The sequence below is a fragment of the Mesorhizobium sp. M2A.F.Ca.ET.043.02.1.1 genome (assembly GCF_003952405.1).
GTDB lineage: Bacteria > Pseudomonadota > Alphaproteobacteria > Rhizobiales > Rhizobiaceae > Mesorhizobium.
On sequence record NZ_CP034445.1, the window covers coordinates 3,475,630 to 3,491,204 of the forward strand.

Here is a 15,575-nt window from a genome sequence, read left to right on the forward strand (position 1 = left end):
CGTTTCCTCCGGCTTTCGTTGACGCCGTTTTCTTATGCTGCTTTACGGCCGCGCGCGGCAAGCCACGCTTCGGTCAACTGTTCGAAGCGGGACGCCATGTCGGCGATGGCCTCGTCATCCGACATCCGGCCGGCCAGCCATTGTTCGGCGGCGTTGATGAAGATGGTGCGACCGACCGCGAATCCCTTGACGATCGGCGCATTGGCCGTCGCGGCGAAGGCTGCGACCAGCTCGTCCTGCGGCGCTTCGAGACCGAGCAGCACGACGCCGCGGCACCATGGGTCGTTCCTGACGATCACCTGTTCGATCTTCGCCCAGGCGCCTGCGGAAGCTTGCGGCTCGAGCTTCCACCAGTCGGGCTTGATGCCCAGCGCATAGAGTTCCTCCAGCGCACGCGGAATGGTGGTGTCGTCGAGCTTGCCATGCTTGCCGGCGATGATCTCGACCAGCAGTTCGCGGCCGACTTTCCGCGCCGCCTCGAACAAAGCGCGCAGCTTCTGCTGCTGCTCGACTTTCAGCGCTTCCGGGTCGTCCGGGTGGTAGAAGCACAGGCATTTGATGCAATGGTCGACCGGCCATTCGGTGAGCTGCGAGCCGATATCCTGCGAGAATTCGAAGCGCAGCGGCCGCGATCCCGGCAACTCGACCGGACGTCCGAGCCAGGAGAAGGAATGGCGGGCGAATTCGAACATGGCGTCGCGGCCGTATTTCTCGTCGATCAGCATGCCGTACCCGTCGCGACCGGCTACGACTTTTGCCGCCGCCTTGACGGTCAGGACCTTGAAATCGGGGATACGCGAAACGTCGGCGCCGACCCTGGCCGCGACATCCTCCAGCTGCACGCGATGGTCGCAGGCCAAAGCCATCAGCGAGGGAATGTCGCGCCTGCGCGTCGTCGCCCAATGGATATGGTTGATCGCCTCGTCCTTGCGCAGCGCCAGGTGCTTGCTGCCGTTCTTCAGGAAGAACTGCAGCTCCTCGAAGGTCGGATATTCCGGCGCGCAGAGCAGGCGCGACACCGCAAAGGCGCCGCAGGCATTGGCCCAGGTGGCTGCGGTGGCAAAGCTTTCGCCGCCCAGCCAGCCGCGCAGGAAGCCGGACATGAAGGCGTCGCCGGCGCCCAGCACATTGTAGATCTCGATCGGGAAACCCTTGCCGACGATGCCGTCCTCGAGGTCGTCGCTGATCGGGCCGTCATAGACGATGCAGCCCTTGGCGCCGCGCTTCAGCACGATGGTGGCCGAGGAAAGCGCACGGATCGTCTTCAGCGCGCTCAGACAGTCGTCGGCTCCGGAAGCGATCATGATCTCCTCCTCGGTGCCGACAATGAGATCGCAGTCCGGAAGCACCGTCTTCAGCTGCGCTGAGACACGGTCGGATTTGACATAACGCTCGAAACCTTCGGCATGGCCGGCAAGGCCCCAGAGGTTCGGGCGATAGTCGATGTCGAAGACTACCTTGCCGCCTCGGGCCTTCATCAGCCGGATCGCCTTGCGCTGCGCGGCATCGGAATTCGGCCGCGAAAAATGCGTGCCGGTGACGACCACTGAGCGCGCCGAGGCGATGAAGGCCTCGTCGATATCCTCTTCGGCCAGCGCCATGTCGGCGCAGTCGGAGCGGTAGAAAATCATCGGCGAGACGCCTTCGCTCTCGACCGAGAGCAGCACCAGCGCCGTCAGCCGCTCCTTGTCGGTCTTCAGGCCATCGACGGAGACGCCCTCGCGCCGGAGCTGCTCGCGGATGAAGCGGCCCATCTGCTCGTCGCCGACGCGCGTCAGCAGCGCCGAGCGCAGGCCGAGCCTTGCCGTGCCGACGGAAATGTTGGCCGGGCAGCCGCCGACCGACTTGGCGAAGGAGGTGATGTCCTCCAGCCGCGAGCCGATCTGCTGGCCATAGAGATCGACCGATGCGCGGCCGATGGTGATGACGTCGAGCGGCGGGTATTTCCCTTCCACGGCTTCGCCCATTCGAACCTCCCATCGGCCTTGTTATGCAGAGCAGCGTCGTTTTGGACAGCACGCGCCGGCGACGGCGCGATGTTGCCAATATGAAATATTAATTCCAATCCTTAGTCAATATGGAATGAGTGTTCCCGAGCCGAAAAGCGCGCCTCCGCGAGGCTCAGCCCTTGCGCCGGCGCCCGGTTTCGCGGCGCTTTTCGCCGACGGCGACTGTCAGCGCCATCGCTAAAGCCATCGTCGCCGAGATCGAGCGGAAGCCGCCGAAATCGGCCTCGGCGACCTCGAACCAGACCTTGGCGAACTGCGCCAGCGGCGAGAAGGACGAGTCGGTGATGGCCACGATCGGCACGCCCTGTTCCGCGATCGCGCGCGTCTCCTCGATGGTCGCGGGGGCGTAAGGCGAGAAGCTGATGGCGATGACGGCGTCGCGCGGCGTGGCGAAGCCGATCATCTCGGCGTTCAGCCCGGCGGCCGATTCCACCAGCTGGTTGCGGATCTTGAGCTTGCCGAGCGCATAGGCGATGTAGGAGGCGACCGGATAGGAGCGGCGCTTGGCCAGCACATAGATGGTCTCGGCTTTCGCCAGGAGTGCGATCGCCTCTTCGAAATGCGCGTCGTTCAACGCACGCGAAATGTCGCTGAGTGAGGTGCTGGCGGCGGCGACGAAGCCGTCGAAGATTGCCCGGTGGCCGGCGCCTTCCTCCGCCTTGGCACGCAGCGCCGCCAGCCTTTCGTCATAGGAGGAGTTGCGCTCGCGCAGCCGCTCGCGGAAAACCTGCTGCAGGCTGGTGAAGCCGTCGAAGCCGAGCTGCTGGGCAAAACGGATCAGCGTCGAGGGCTGGACGCCGGCCGAGGCGGCGATGCTCGCCGCCGTGCCGAAGGCGATATCGTCGGGGTTGTCGAGCGCATAGGCGGCGATCTGCGCGATGCGCTTGGGCAGGCTCGCGCGCCTGTCCAGGATCGTCGCGCGCAGCGTTTCGAAATCGCGAGGCACCCGTTCGTCCATCGTCGCTCCGTCCGCGCCCATAATGGTTGTCCCTCTCCTGCCTCATCATAGCGAGTTCGCGCAAGAACACCATAAAAAATGATTTGGATGTTCCATTCGAAGGCAAAATGGACTAATCAGTCCACACCAGTATTTCCTTCATCTCGGAGACAATCGACATGGTCGGAGTGGGCCTCATCGGCACGGGCTTCATGGGCAAGTGCCACGCCATCGCCTGGAACGCGGTGGGCACCGTCTTTCCCGATGTCGAGAAGCCCAAGCTGGTGCATCTGGGCGAGGTGAATGACGAGCTGGCCCGGCGCAAGGCCAGCGAGTTCGGCTTCGCCAAGGGTTCCGGCGACTGGCGCGCCGTGGTCAACGATCCGGAGGTCGATGTCGTCTCGCTGACCACGCCCAACCAGTTCCATCCCGAGATGGCAATTGCCATCCTCGAAGCCGGCAAGCATCTGTGGTGCGAGAAGCCGATGGCGCCGAGTTTCACCGAGGCCGAGACCATGGCGGCCGCGGCCAGGAAATCCGGCAAGGTCGCCGGGCTCGGCTACAACTACATCCAGAACCCCGCCATCCGCCATATCGGCGCGCTGCTCGAGGAGAAGATAATCGGCGACGTCAACCTCCTGCGCATCGAGATGGACGAGGACTTCATGGCCGACCCGGAAGCGCTGTTCTTCTGGAAGCACGAGGCTTCGTCCGGTTACGGCGCGCTCGACGATTTCGCCGTCCATCCGCTGTCGCTGATCAAGGTGCTGTTCGGCCGCGTTTCGCGCGTCATGTGCGACATGGCCAAACCCTATGCCGACCGCAAGACCGCTTCGGGCGCCCGCCGCGCGGTCGAGACCTATGACATCGCCAGCGTGCTCATGCATCTCGAAAACGGTGTCGCCGGCACGCTGCTGGTCAACCGCTCGGCCTGGGGCCGCAAGGGCCGCATCGCCATCCAGATCTTCGGCTCCAAGGGTTCGATCCTCTATGACCAGGAGCGGATGAACGAATTCCAGCTCTATCTCACCGCCGACCGGCCGACCGAGCAGGGCTATCGCACCATCCTGGTCGCGCCGCATCACAAGCCCTATGATTCTTTCCTGCCCGCGCCCGGCCACGGCCTCGGCTTCAACGACCTCAAGATGATCGAATGCCGCGAGCTTTTGATGCGCATCGCCGGCAGGCCGGCCCGCATCATCGACTTCGACGAGGGGCTGGAGATCGAGCGCTCCGTGCATGCCATGGCGCGCTCCTTCCAGGAGCAGCGCTGGGTCGATGTGAGGTAGGCCAGGCAAACGCGTCAGAACCGGACAGGCTCGAATCGGCCGGATTTCGCCGAGGCAAGGGCGGCTTCGCATAGGATCATCGCCTTGCGTCCGTCCGCCGCGCCGACCGCCGGCGTCCGGCCCGCGGCGACCGACTGGATGAAATGGTCGAGCTCGGCCTCGTAGGATTCGGCATAGCGCTCGACGAAGAAATAGAGCGGCCGGTCGGCCGCGATCCCGCTCTCGCCGCTGAGGCTGACCGAGGTCGGCGTGCGGTTGCCGGCCTGCAGCATGCCCTTCGCGCCATGCACCTCGATGCGCTGGTCGTAGCCATAGACGGCGCGCACGCTGTTGTTGATGTGGCACTGCCGGCCGGACGCCGTGCGCAGGATGAACATCGCCGTGTCGTAGTCGCCGAGCCTGGCGTAGTAGGACTCGACCAGCGAGGAGCCGGTGGCGAAGAGCTCCACCGGCTCCTCGCCGAGCAGAAAGCGCGCCATGTCGAAATCATGGATGGTCATCTCGCGGAACACGCCGCCGCCGCCGGCCAGCGCTTCCTCGGTTTCCGGCTCAGGGTCGCGGCTGGTGATGATCACCTGCTCGACCGCGCCAATCTCGCCGGCGTCGATCCTTTTCTTGACAGCGGCGAAGGACGGATCGAAGCGCCGGTTGAAACCGATCTGCAGCGGCACGCCGGCCTTCTCCACGGCAGCCAGGCACTGGTCCGTGCTGGCGATGTCGAGGTCGATCGGCTTCTCGCAGAAGATCGCCTTGCCCTTGGCGGCGGCTTCGATGATCAGCTCGGCATGCGTGCGGGTGGCCGACGCGATCACCACAGCCTTGATCGACGGGTCGTTCATCACCGTCGCGGTATCGGCGATCTCGGCGCCTGTGCCGGCCGCGATCCGCTCGGCCGCGTCGCGGCGCGGGTCCACGATGGTGCGCAGGCGCACATCCGGATGGCGGGCAAGATTTTTCGCATGCACCGAGCCGATCAGCCCGGCGCCGAACAATGCGGCGTCGATCATTTTTCTCTCTTTTCAGTCTTTCAGGAGGTGACCGCTTCCGCGCCGGATCCCGGCTTGGTGAAGCGCTCCAGCTCCTGCTGCAATTCGCGGATCTCGCGGCCGCCGGCCATCATGTCCAGCACCTCCTTCTCGCTGATGTCGCCCTTGCGGAACGTGCCGAGCGAGCGGCCGCGGTTGAGCATGGTGAAGACATCGCCGATCGGATAGGCGTGATGGATGTTGTGGGTGATGAAGATGACGGCGAGCCCGCGCTGGCGCGCCTGCGCCACATAGCGCAGCACGATCGAGGCCTGGTGCACCCCGAGCGCCGAGGTCGGCTCGTCGAGGATCAGCACCCTGGCGCCGTGATAGACGGCGCGCGCGATCGCCACGCATTGCCGCTCGCCGCCGGAAAGCGTGCCGACAGCCTGCTGCGGGTCGCGCACATTGATGCCGATCTTGCCGAGCTGGTCATAGACGATCGCGTCGGCCGTCTTCATGTCGATACGCCTGGCCGGCCCCCAGCCCTTCACCGGCTCGCGGCCAAGGAAGAAATTGCGCGTGATGCTCATCAGCGGGATCATCGACAGGTCTTGGAAGACCGTGGCGATGCCGGCGTCGAGCGCCTGGCGCGGCGAGGTGAAGGTCACCGGCTTGCCGTCGACATACATCTGGCCTTCGCTCGGCGTGTGCACGCCCGACAGCGTCTTGATCAGCGTCGACTTGCCGGCGCCATTGTCGCCGAGCAGGCAGTGCACCTCGCTGGCATGCGCGGCGAACGACATGTCGCGCAGCGCCGTCACCGAGCCGAAGCGGCGGGTGACGTTGCGCAGTTCGATGAGCGGAACGGCGTCAGTCATCAGCGCGCCTCCGTCGCCTTGCGGCGTACGTAATTGTTGACCAGCACCGCGATCAAAAGCATCGAGCCGAGGAAGACCTGGAACCAGTCGGTGTCGATGCCTGTGTAGAAGATGCCCATCTCCACCGTGCCGAAGATCAGCGCGCCGAACATGGCGCCGATCGCCGAGCCGTAGCCGCCGGTGAGCAGGCAGCCGCCGATCACCGCCGCGATGATCGCCTGGAATTCCTTCTGCGTGCCGCGCAGCGTATCGGCCGAGCCGGCTTCCAGCACCTGGATGACGGCGAACAGCGTCGCCGACAGCGCCGTGCCGATGAACAGCAGGATCTTCACCCGGTCGACCGGCACGCCGACATTGCGCGCCGCGCGGTCGTCGCCGCCGACGGCGAACACCCAGTTGCCGAAGCGCGTCTTGATGAGCAGCCAGGTGGCGAAGGCGGTCACCGCCACCCACCACAGGATCGACATCGACAGGCCCTGCACCATCGCCGAGCCGTCGGGCCGCGCCGCGATCACGCCATGCGCGGCGAGCCAGGCGAAGACCGGCCCGCCGAACTTGCCGCCGAACAGCCAGACCACGAAGCTGCCTTCCTGGCCGTCGGTGATATAGGGGATCTGCGTGCGCCCGGTGACGGTGCGGGTGATAGCCAGCGTCAGCCCGCGCAGGATGAACAGGCCGGCCAGCGTCACGATGAAGGAGGGCAGCCTGGTGCGCACGACAAGGATGCCGTTCAAGGCGCCGACGATGATGGCGATGACGAAGGCGATCGCCACCGCCGCGGGGATGGAAAGCCCGAACTGGGTGACGCAGAGCCCGATGGTGACGCTGGCAAAGCCGATCATCGAGCCGAGGGAAAGATCGAACTCGCCGCCGATCATCAGCAGCGCCACCGCTGCGGCGAGGATGCCGAGCTGCGCCGACACCTGCAGGAAATTGGCGATGCCGGCCATCGAGAACAGGCCGCTGTTGCCGGCGGTGATGCCGAAGGCGAGGAACACGATGATGGTGCCGGTGATGGCGCCGAGCTCCGGCCGCCGCATCAGGCGGACCAGGCGTCGCGAAACGGGCTTCGGCTCGGGCGGGTGAGCCGGGTTCAGAGCTTCGGTCACGATCGTCTTCCCAATAAGCGTCCAGGGCATCCAACAAGGGCCCGCCAGCGCCTTTCGCCGGCGGGCCATTATAGCATCAGCGGATGCCGGCCTTGCTGAGATCGCGCACGGCGGCCGCGTCGTCCTTCATGATGAAGGACGGACCGGTGCGCACGGCCGATGTCGGGAAGGTCTTGTACATCGCCTTGTTGGTGAGGAAGACGACAGGATAGTAGCCCATCATATATTGCTGGTTGTCGATGCCGAACATCATCGTGCCCTTGGCGACGGCATCGAGGATCTCGGGCGACAGGTCGAACGTGCCGATCTTGTAATTGCCGATCGTGCCGGCGTCCTCGAACATCTTGAGCAGCGGCGCGGCGACCGTCGGGCCCAGCGTCAGCACGCCGGTGACGTCCGGATGCGCGGTGAGATAGCCCTCGACGCGGCGCGTCACGTCGGTCGGGTCCATCGTGGCCGCCACCACGTCGGAGGAGCCGCCGCTCTTCTTCAGCCCGTCATTGTAGCCTTCGCAGCGCTTGTCGAGGCTGACATTGCCGACCTCGTGATTGATGCAGACGCCCTTCTTGACGCCGGCCTTGGCCATGATCTCGCCGGCCTTGACGCCGTTGTCATATTCCGAGCCGCCGCCGACGAAGAGGTCGAGGCCCCAGGGCTCCACCGCTTCCTCGCCGCTGTCGATGACCACCACCGGAATGCCGGCGGCCTTGGCCGCTTCCACCGGCGCCTTCAGCGCGTCCATGTCGGGAATGGAGACGACCAGCCCGTCCGGCTTCGAGGCCGTGGCGGCCTCGATCATGCGCGCCATGCGCACCACGTCGAAGGTTTCCGGCGCCTGGTACTCGACCTTGACGCCGAGCTGCTGAGCGGCGGCCTGCATGCCGTTCTTCACCACGCTCCAATAGACGTCGTTGGCCTGGCCGTGGGTGACGAAGACGATGCGCACATCGCTTTCCTTCTTCACCTGGGCCGGCGCGGGCAGAATGCCGGCGCCGGCAAAGGCGAGCGAGAGCGCCGCCGCGCTCAGCGCATTTCGCAGTCCGGACATCGAGAATAAGGCACTCATAGTGGTTCTCCTCAAGTTATCGTTGTCGTCCTTAAAGCGTTTCGCGCTGAAACGGATTCAGGCGACACTTTAAGTCTTTGATTTGATGCATGTCGTTCTCCCAAAACCGCTTCGCACTTTTGGGCGACATGCATTAGTCTCGGCCTCGACCCTCCCGGTCAGGCCGCTTTCGTCATGCTCGAAAGTCCCGGAGCGTGCCGCGGCGGATGGACAGTCCCTCCACGAAGGCCATGAAATCCGGGTCTGGAAGCAGGTCGAATTCGTCGATGCGGATCTGTGCCGAGCTGGGCTCGATCACCTCGATCTCGCCCGGCGCGTTGGCATGCAGGCAAAGGAAGTTGAGCCCGTCGCCGATCTGGCCAAACAGCGCCTCGTAGCGCGCCCGGGCTGGCTGGTTGCGGTGCCATGGCGTCTCCAGCACCGCGCTTACCAGCGTCTCGCCGGCTTGCTCCAGCCGCTTGCCCGGCGCGGAGAAGACGCTGTCGTCCAGCGGACCCAGATTGTGGATCGGCCCATAGACCGAGATGCTTTTCGGGAACAGCGTCGGCAGGCCGTAGTCGATGCCGACAGCCGCGTAGCGGTCGACGAATTCCGGCGAGAACACCGCGCCCATATGCCCGTCCATATGGGTGAGCGACAGCCCCGCGGCCTTGGCCGCGTCGATCTGCGCCCGCATCTCGGCCTCCACCGCTTCCGGCTCGCCCTTGGCGCGCAATTCCGGCACCGAGCGGAACAGGTAGCCGTCGCCATCGACGATGCCGGAGGCCTGGCTCGCCTTGGTCAGCGGCCGCCAGCGGTAGTACTTCTTCTCCGAGGTGAGCGTGATGTGGACGCCGAGATTGAGCGAGGCGTCTTTCGCGCCTTCCTCGGCGATCTCGAGGAACCACGGGCAGGGCACCATCACCGAGCCGCTGTCGACCGCGCCGGCGCGCTTCAGCTTCAGGTACGCGACATTGGCGCCATGGCACATGCCGACATCGTCGATGTTGATGACGACCTTGCGTTCAGCCGGCATGGCGGACCTCCTTTGCGCGCTCGTGGACATAGAAGCCCGCGCCCTGCGCCAGCTTCTTCAAATTGCGATACCCCATCGTGGCATAGGTCAAGGGGTGCGCCTTGGCCGGGTCCTGCTCGGCCTCCACCACCAGCCAGCCGGAATAGCCCTGGCCGGCGAGGATCTTGAGCAGCGTCGCATAGTCGATCGCGCCGTCGCCCGGCACGGTGAAGATGCCTTCCATCACCGCGCCCATGAAGCTCATGTCGGCCTCGCGCGCCTTCTTCAGCATCGCCGGGCGCACATCCTTGCAATGGACATGCACGACGCGCTCGACATGCCGGCGCAGCAATTGCTCCGGGTCGCCGCCCGAAAAGGCGCAGTGCCCGGTGTCGTAGAGAAGGCCGACCGCCTCGCCGGTGCTGTGCATCAGCCGGTCGATCTCCGTGTCGGTCTCGACGATCGTGCCCATGTGATGGTGGAAGGCCATGCCGACGCCGAAATCGGAGAACCGCTCGGCGAGCCTGGTGATCTTGGCGCCATAGGCCTTCCATTCGCCGTCCATCAGCTTCGGCCGCTGCGAGATCGGGTCATGGATCGCGCCATGCCGGCCGCGCGAGGTGTCGGCATAGACGACGCGCCTGGCGCCGAGATCGCGCAATAAAGTCAGATGCGGCCGGATCGCCTCGAACTCCTCGTCGACCTCCTTCTCGCAGATGCGCCCGTCATACCAGCCGGAGACCAGCGCCAGCCCGTAATGGTCGAGGATTGGCCGAAGCGCGCGGCTGTCGCGCGGGAACTTGCCGCCAAGCTCGGTGCCGGCATAGCCGGCCTCGGCGGTCTCGGCGAGGCAGGTCTCGAGCGGCGTGTCGCCGCCCAGTTCCGGCACATCGTCATTGGTCCAGGTGATCGGGTTGATGCCAAGTCGAACTGTCGTCATTGCTCGCTTTCCGCCCCGCGGCCAGGATGGCTGCGGGGTTCATGGTCTCGGGAGGGAAATGGCTTCATGCCTGCGGCGGGCGATGCATCGCCCTGCCTTGCCCGTCCGGCCGGCAGCCTCCCAGTTGCCTTGCCCGGACTTGTGTTCCCCGTTTTGCGCCGACGTCTTATCCCCAACGTCTATGAGTGAAGTCTACGCCGCTCTGTCTCCATCGCGAGGGCCAGTTTTCCGGAAAATGAAGGAACCAGTTTGTGACGGCAGGGTCGCTGTGGCAGGATGGGGGATGGGAAATCTGGAAATGATCGAGCGTCGGCGCGAGGCCCCCCTCTCTGCCCTGCCGGACATCTCCCCCTCAAGGGGGGAGATTGGCAGCTTCAGCCCTGGCGTTCCCCTTGCAACGTTGGCGATTGGCGAAAGCCGGCGCGACATCCAATCTCCCCCCTTGAGGGGGAGATGTCCGGCAGGACAGAGAGGGGGGCGAAGGAACTCGACGTCGGAAGCCAAGCCCGCCGCGGCACACCAATGCACCTATGGGCGGGCGTAACCCATGCGCCCGCACCCCAAACCCCAACCCTTCCCCCTCGACACGCTCACCGTGAACCGCGCCGGCCCCGAGCATCTGTCGCGCCAGCTCTATCACGGCCTCGTTGCCACCATCCGCAGCCGCGCGCTTCCCCCCGGCTCGGAGCTGCCTTCCACCCGCGCCTTGGCCGCCGAGCTCGGCCTTGGCCGCAACACGATCGTCGCCGCCTACGACCAGCTCGTCACCGAAGGCTATCTCGCCAACCGCCAGGGCGCGCGGCCCGTCATCGTCGACCTGCCCGAAGGCCCGCGCGAGTCGCCGCGCGAGGAGCCGCCGGTGCCGCTGCGATCGCCCTCGCTGCGCGGCCAGCAGCTGCTCAGCCAGCCCTACCATCACGGCAGGCCAGGGCATGTCGCCTTCCACCCCGGCATGCCGGATGCGGGGAGCTTTCCCTTCGGCGTCTGGGGCCGGCTGGTGGCGCGCCGCGCCAGCCATGGCGGCGAGACGCTGTTCGGCACCTATGACGTCACCGGCCACCCGGCGCTGAAGGAGGCGATCGCCGGCTATCTTTATTCCGCGCGCGGCGTGCGCTGCCGGCCCGAGCAGATCGTCGTCACCACCGGCGCGCAGGCCGCCTTCGATCTTCTGGCGCGCCTGCTGCTCGACCCCGACGACACGGTGTGGATGGAGGAGCCCGGCTATTACGGCGCCAAGGCCGCCTTCACCGTGGCCGGCGCAAGGGTCTTGCCGATCCCGGTCGACCAGGAGCGCGGCTGGTATCTCGAGCCGCCGGACCCGTTGCCCCGCCTCATCTATGTGACGCCGGCCTGCCAGCATCCGCTCGGCATCACCATGCGCATGGAGGAGCGGCTGCGCCTGCTCGATATCGCCGAGACCGCCAATTCATGGGTGATCGAGGACGATTTCGACGGCGAATACCGTTTTCAGGGCCGCCCCGTGCCGGCGATCCAGAGCATGGACCGCTCCGGCCGCGTCATCTATGTCGGCACCTTCGCCAAGCTGCTGTTCCCGGCGCTGCGCCTGGGCTTCATGGTGCTGCCGCAAGAGCTTGCCGGCCGCATCGTCAACGCGCTCTCCACCACCGGCCAGTTCGCGCCGCTGCTGTTGCAGGCCGCGCTCGCCGATTTCATCACCGAAGGCCATATGAGCCGGCACCTGAAGCGCATGCGCCGCATCTACGCCCAGCGCCGCCAGCTTTTCCGCGACATCGTCACCGAGCGCCTGCGCGACGAGATCACGCTCTCCCCCGCCGAGGCCGGTATCCAGGTGGTGGGCTATCTGAGGGACGGCATCGACGACATCAAGGTCAGCCAGGCCGCGGCCAAAAGGGCCATCAACGTCTCGCCGCTGTCGAAATATTTCCAGAACACCGCGCCGACCCAAGGCCTGGTGCTGGGCTATGCCGCGTGCGACGCGACGCAGATGAGGGAGGGGGTGGAGAGACTGGCACAGGCGATAGGGGAGGTGCTGGGGTGAGGCTTGGCAGTCCAGAAAACTATATTGAACCGCCTGACATTGGGCACGCAGGAGGAGATGAAACTGGGCGTTGCTATGTTACTTTGGTGACTATCAATTCTAAACGCTCACCACTGACCGCACGTTCGGTCGGGCACAAATGTCACCGTCGCCGCCGGGCATTGTGCAGCGGCGGAACATTCGAACCGGAGGCTCAAATGCCAGTTGTCCAGGAAGAAGAACCTTCGGCCGCCGCTCACTCACATCCTGAGGAAATCAAGTCGGTTTTTGACCTGCGTTTGGGTAAGCATGTGACCTTGCAAGGCAGTGCCAGGATAACGCCCGCAGGCGTGATCAGCGCCGGAATCGCGGTGGCCGCTATGATGCTTGCGCTGCGTTATCTTGCTTCATCGGGCAGGCGTCGCAGGCAATAAGGTGGGATGCCCGGCTTTATTGGCGCACCCGACAAGAAGCGGCGTGTGCCAGAGCTTGCGCAATAGCGGTGAGCAGCGAAAGTTGGTTTAGCTCTGCGGCACGATGCCTAAGTTGAGCACCCACATTTCACGATAGCAGAAGTTGGGGTCGGCAATCAGGCGCTCCGGCTCGTCGCCTATTGCCTTCCATTGAAGATGATCCGCTTCTGGCAAATCGCACGTCCGGGCGAGCCCAGATAGGAACTTGAGATTGTTCCGAATGTAGTCACGCTCTACTGGCCTGAGCGGCTGGCGGCGCTCTGCCAGCGTTGTGATGGCGGAGACGTTCTCGAGCCCCGTCGACCGAAACCAGGCCGCCAAGCGAGTTCCCCTCATGGCGCCGGAAAGCTGTACATCATCGGACAACGCGTCGAGCAGACGCCAAGTCAGTTTGGGATCGTGCGGCTGAAACTGCCAAACCGAGATATCGACTTCCTTCACAGCAACAAGCCCACCCGGTTTCACGACGCGGCGGAACTCCTCGATTGCCTTGGTAAGTTCTTCGTCGCTTAGATATTGGGTAGCGTTTGCGCTCCAAAGCGCGTCGAACGCGCCCGTCCCATACGGCAGATCGGTCATGTCACCGGTTCGCGCGCTTATCGGACAGGCGAACTGCCGGCTTGCGATCAAATCTTCGATTGCCTCAACATTTTCTGGCGCCAGATCGAGAGCCTCGACGCGCCCCTCGGCACCCAGCAAGTCCGCCATTAAAGGCAGGAAGACCCCATTCCCTGCGCCTGCGTCCAGCACTGACCAACCGGGTTGGATACCGGTGGCGCGGAGGGTGGCATCATACTCGTCCTTCAGTGCAAGGTAATGAACATCAAGATGTCCACTACCGCTGAGCTTGTGCCCAGCCGATGTGATTTGCTCGGAATTCGAGACGTTCCTCATTTTGCCAATCGAGCCCTAGCTCCGGATAGCGACAGTTTCCCCGAATGCGGCATCAATGATGACACCTACCGCGAGGTACATCAATTTACCCTGGAATAAGCTCCTAGAATTCCTTAGCTCTTGATCCCTCGAGAACGCGCCACCGACGCAACCCAAAGCAATGATTCAACAAAAATTGGGCGCTCGTCCAACTGTGTATCAAACCCAGCACCAAAATGACTAATCCCTGACCAGGACTGAAAAGCCATCACATCATAAGCTAGGACAGGGAGGAATGGCGCACCCGACAAGATTCGAACTTGTGACCTCTGCCTTCGGAGAATGGATAGTCGGTTTCGCCGAACCTATCCGCTTCTATCCGATTGCGCGCTATGCCACGGAGTCACAAAACAAATTTGAATTCGATAGCATCAGGGCTACGACAGGGCGGCCGAAACCCTGCCCTGCCGTGCCTACGCTTTGCTTACGCGCGGATCTTTGACGGAGGCGCCCGGGCATGGCGAAGCTGACCAAACGAACTGTTGATACCACTGAAATTCGTTTCGCGGACTATGTCATTTGGGACGAGGAGTTGCCCGGTTTCGGGTTGCGTCTTCGCCTCGGGGAAGCCAAGCTACGTCGTGCAATACCGTGCCGCAGGCCGGTCGCGCCGCTACACGATCGGACTGCATGGCGTTTGGGCTCCCGAGGAAGCCAGGCGCGAGGCCAAGGTCCTGCCTGGCCAGGTCGCATGAGGTTAAGGCGCGCTTGTTAAGTCGAGCGCCGGACGTTGTGGCGGCGTCTGATCCAAGCCACTTGTTCGGATCGTGGCTCGCTCACAATCCAGGCACGCTTCGGAGCTAGGTTTTGGAATGAGTGCGACTAGTAGAACCAATGCACCATTGCGGTAAGATTTCACCATTTCCGGTTTCGAGAACCAATGTCTGAAATGGACTGGCTTAGCCATCTCTTGCAAATCATCACCGTTAGCGGCCAACTCGAGGTCCGCTGCGCTTACGGTGCGCCATGGCGTGTCGCCTGGGGCCAAGCGGCGGCGAACGAGATCCCCTTTCACGTCATAGTCAAGGGTCGCGCCATTCTCGAGGATCCAGAGTCGAAAACGGCGCGGGAACTGGTGAGCGGAGATATCGTGCTGCTGCCTCACGGTGCGGCGCATGTGCTGCACGATGGTAGCGGGCAAAGGCCCATCCGGACGCACGAAAGCCTCGGCTCTGCCGGATGGACGCTGAGCGAGAACGACAGCCAAGGCGAGCAAACGGATCTGTTGTGCGGTCGCTTTTTCATCGCGCCGCCGCATGACCGGCTGATCCGCAACTACATGCCGGCAAATCTGGTGGCACGGGCCTTGAACGGCCAGGCGGAAGAAGGCATCGGGTCCGCTTCCAACGAACTTGCCGGTCTTGTCGGGCTGATGCGAATGGAGTCAGCGACCGACCGAGCCGGAGGACGTGCCATTCTTAACGCGCTTTCGTCGGCCCTGTTCACATTGGTACTGCGCGCCGCGAGCCAATCGGGGAAAGCCCCAGAGGGTCTGTTGGCCTTGGCCGGCCATCCGCGCCTTGCTCCGGCCATAGCCGCGATGTTCGCCAATCCGGCACGGCCTTGGAAACTGCCCGAACTGGCCGATTTGTGCCGCATGTCACGCGCCACGTTCATGCGCCAGTTTCAGGACAAGTTGGGTCGCTCTGCACTCGACTTTTTGACTGACCTTCGCATGAGCCTGGCCGCCAACGAGTTGAAGAAGCCGGCGATCAGTACCGAGGCTGTGGCCGAGACCGTTGGGTATCATTCCGTTTCGGCATTCCGGCATGTCTTCGCCGAAAGGATAGGGATGACGCCGGGAGAGTGGCGACGACTGGCGCACAAGGGCGAGTAAGACGCGCAGACTCGAAAGGCTAAATTGATCCTTTCGCGCATCATATTGAGCTGATTGGGTCTCGAAATTATTAGGCCCGCCCGTAAATTGGTTCCCATAAACATCGATGAGGGAGCCATCCAATGAACTGTATCAGTATTGCC

At 63.9% G+C, this 15,575-nt stretch carries 13 protein-coding genes and 1 pseudogene; 5 read left to right on the top strand and 9 right to left on the bottom strand.

Going from position 1 to position 15,575, the window contains the following annotated elements:
- Positions 1-32 precede the first annotated feature (32 nt).
- Complete coding sequence (iolC, locus tag EJ068_RS16600) at positions 33-1,967, bottom strand: 5-dehydro-2-deoxygluconokinase (protein WP_127249766.1); 1,935 nt, start codon at positions 1,965-1,967, stop codon at positions 33-35.
- A 154-nt stretch (positions 1,968-2,121) separates the two neighbouring features.
- Positions 2,122-2,967, bottom strand: a complete 846-nt coding sequence (locus EJ068_RS16605; protein ID WP_050070688.1) for a MurR/RpiR family transcriptional regulator — start codon at positions 2,965-2,967, stop codon at positions 2,122-2,124.
- A 158-nt stretch (positions 2,968-3,125) separates the two neighbouring features.
- Here EJ068_RS16605 and EJ068_RS16610 point away from each other — a divergent pair, with 158 nt between their 5' ends.
- The gene (locus EJ068_RS16610) at positions 3,126-4,235 is read left to right on the top strand and encodes a Gfo/Idh/MocA family oxidoreductase (RefSeq protein WP_127249768.1); all 1,110 of its coding nucleotides are present in this window, start codon (positions 3,126-3,128) and stop codon (positions 4,233-4,235) included.
- Positions 4,236-4,249: 14 nt separating this feature from the next.
- Here the strand turns inward: EJ068_RS16610 and iolG are convergent, their stop codons facing one another.
- The 6 genes from iolG to iolE form a co-directional block, all read right to left on the bottom strand.
- Positions 4,250-5,242 carry an inositol 2-dehydrogenase gene (gene iolG, locus EJ068_RS16615; RefSeq protein WP_127249769.1) on the bottom strand — a complete coding sequence of 331 codons (993 nt, stop codon included), beginning with the start codon at positions 5,240-5,242 and terminating at the stop codon, positions 4,250-4,252.
- A 20-nt stretch (positions 5,243-5,262) separates the two neighbouring features.
- Complete coding sequence (locus EJ068_RS16620; RefSeq protein ID WP_127249770.1) at positions 5,263-6,081, bottom strand: ATP-binding cassette domain-containing protein; 819 nt, start codon at positions 6,079-6,081, stop codon at positions 5,263-5,265.
- Positions 6,081-7,190 (bottom strand): ABC transporter permease, encoded by a 1,110-nt coding sequence (locus tag EJ068_RS16625; RefSeq protein ID WP_245463129.1) that lies wholly within the window; start codon positions 7,188-7,190, stop codon positions 6,081-6,083. Before EJ068_RS16625 ends, EJ068_RS16620 begins: the two co-directional genes overlap by 1 nt.
- 76 nt (positions 7,191-7,266) lie before the next feature.
- Entirely contained in the window at positions 7,267-8,256 is a 990-nt protein-coding gene (locus tag EJ068_RS16630) for a sugar ABC transporter substrate-binding protein (RefSeq protein ID WP_245463130.1), read from the bottom strand.
- 172 nt (positions 8,257-8,428) lie between these two features.
- Positions 8,429-9,271, bottom strand: a complete 843-nt coding sequence (locus EJ068_RS16635) for a polysaccharide deacetylase family protein (protein ID WP_245463131.1) — start codon at positions 9,269-9,271, stop codon at positions 8,429-8,431.
- Positions 9,261-10,190, bottom strand: a complete 930-nt coding sequence (iolE, locus tag EJ068_RS16640) for a myo-inosose-2 dehydratase (RefSeq protein WP_127249773.1) — start codon at positions 10,188-10,190, stop codon at positions 9,261-9,263. Before iolE ends, EJ068_RS16635 begins: the two co-directional genes overlap by 11 nt.
- Before the next feature lie 547 nt (positions 10,191-10,737).
- Here iolE and EJ068_RS16650 point away from each other — a divergent pair.
- Both EJ068_RS16650 and EJ068_RS16655 read left to right on the top strand, forming a co-directional pair.
- Positions 10,738-12,210: a PLP-dependent aminotransferase family protein gene (locus tag EJ068_RS16650; protein ID WP_127252347.1), complete on the top strand. Its 1,473-nt coding sequence runs from the start codon at positions 10,738-10,740 to the stop codon at positions 12,208-12,210.
- 197 nt (positions 12,211-12,407) lie between these two features.
- Positions 12,408-12,623: a hypothetical protein gene (locus tag EJ068_RS16655; protein WP_129554622.1), complete on the top strand. Its 216-nt coding sequence runs from the start codon at positions 12,408-12,410 to the stop codon at positions 12,621-12,623.
- A gap of 87 nt (positions 12,624-12,710) precedes the next feature.
- Here EJ068_RS16655 and EJ068_RS16660 read toward each other — a convergent pair whose 3' ends face one another.
- On the bottom strand, positions 12,711-13,556 hold the full coding sequence (locus EJ068_RS16660) for a methyltransferase domain-containing protein (protein ID WP_126080054.1): 846 nt from the start codon (positions 13,554-13,556) through the stop codon (positions 12,711-12,713).
- A gap of 496 nt (positions 13,557-14,052) precedes the next feature.
- Here EJ068_RS16660 and EJ068_RS33315 point away from each other — a divergent pair.
- Positions 14,053-14,287 (top strand): annotated as a pseudogene (locus EJ068_RS33315) (Arm DNA-binding domain-containing protein); the annotation flags it as partial.
- Between the two features lie 188 nt (positions 14,288-14,475).
- A complete protein-coding gene (locus EJ068_RS16670) occupies positions 14,476-15,432 on the top strand; it encodes an AraC family transcriptional regulator (RefSeq protein WP_127252346.1) in 957 nt (318 codons plus the stop codon).
- The last annotated feature ends 143 nt before the right edge of the window (positions 15,433-15,575 follow it).

Excerpts from the sequence above, each read along its gene's own strand:
- EJ068_RS16630 (WP_245463130.1), bottom strand. The coding sequence starts at position 8,256 with ATGAGTGCCTTATTCTCGATGTCCGGACTGCGAAATGCGCTGAGCGCG.
- iolG (WP_127249769.1), bottom strand. The coding sequence starts at position 5,242 with ATGATCGACGCCGCATTGTTCGGCGCCGGGCTGATCGGCTCGGTGCAT.
- EJ068_RS16605 (WP_050070688.1), bottom strand. The coding sequence starts at position 2,967 with ATGGACGAACGGGTGCCTCGCGATTTCGAAACGCTGCGCGCGACGATC.
- EJ068_RS16660 (WP_126080054.1), bottom strand. The coding sequence starts at position 13,556 with ATGAGGAACGTCTCGAATTCCGAGCAAATCACATCGGCTGGGCACAAG.
- EJ068_RS16670 (WP_127252346.1), top strand. The coding sequence starts at position 14,476 with ATGTCTGAAATGGACTGGCTTAGCCATCTCTTGCAAATCATCACCGTT.
- EJ068_RS16655 (WP_129554622.1), top strand. The coding sequence starts at position 12,408 with ATGCCAGTTGTCCAGGAAGAAGAACCTTCGGCCGCCGCTCACTCACAT.
- EJ068_RS16610 (WP_127249768.1), top strand. The coding sequence starts at position 3,126 with ATGGTCGGAGTGGGCCTCATCGGCACGGGCTTCATGGGCAAGTGCCAC.
- iolC (WP_127249766.1), bottom strand. The coding sequence starts at position 1,967 with ATGGGCGAAGCCGTGGAAGGGAAATACCCGCCGCTCGACGTCATCACC.
- iolE (WP_127249773.1), bottom strand. The coding sequence starts at position 10,190 with ATGACGACAGTTCGACTTGGCATCAACCCGATCACCTGGACCAATGAC.
- EJ068_RS16635 (WP_245463131.1), bottom strand. The coding sequence starts at position 9,271 with ATGCCGGCTGAACGCAAGGTCGTCATCAACATCGACGATGTCGGCATG.
- EJ068_RS16650 (WP_127252347.1), top strand. The coding sequence starts at position 10,738 with ATGCGCCCGCACCCCAAACCCCAACCCTTCCCCCTCGACACGCTCACC.
- EJ068_RS16620 (WP_127249770.1), bottom strand. The coding sequence starts at position 6,081 with ATGACTGACGCCGTTCCGCTCATCGAACTGCGCAACGTCACCCGCCGC.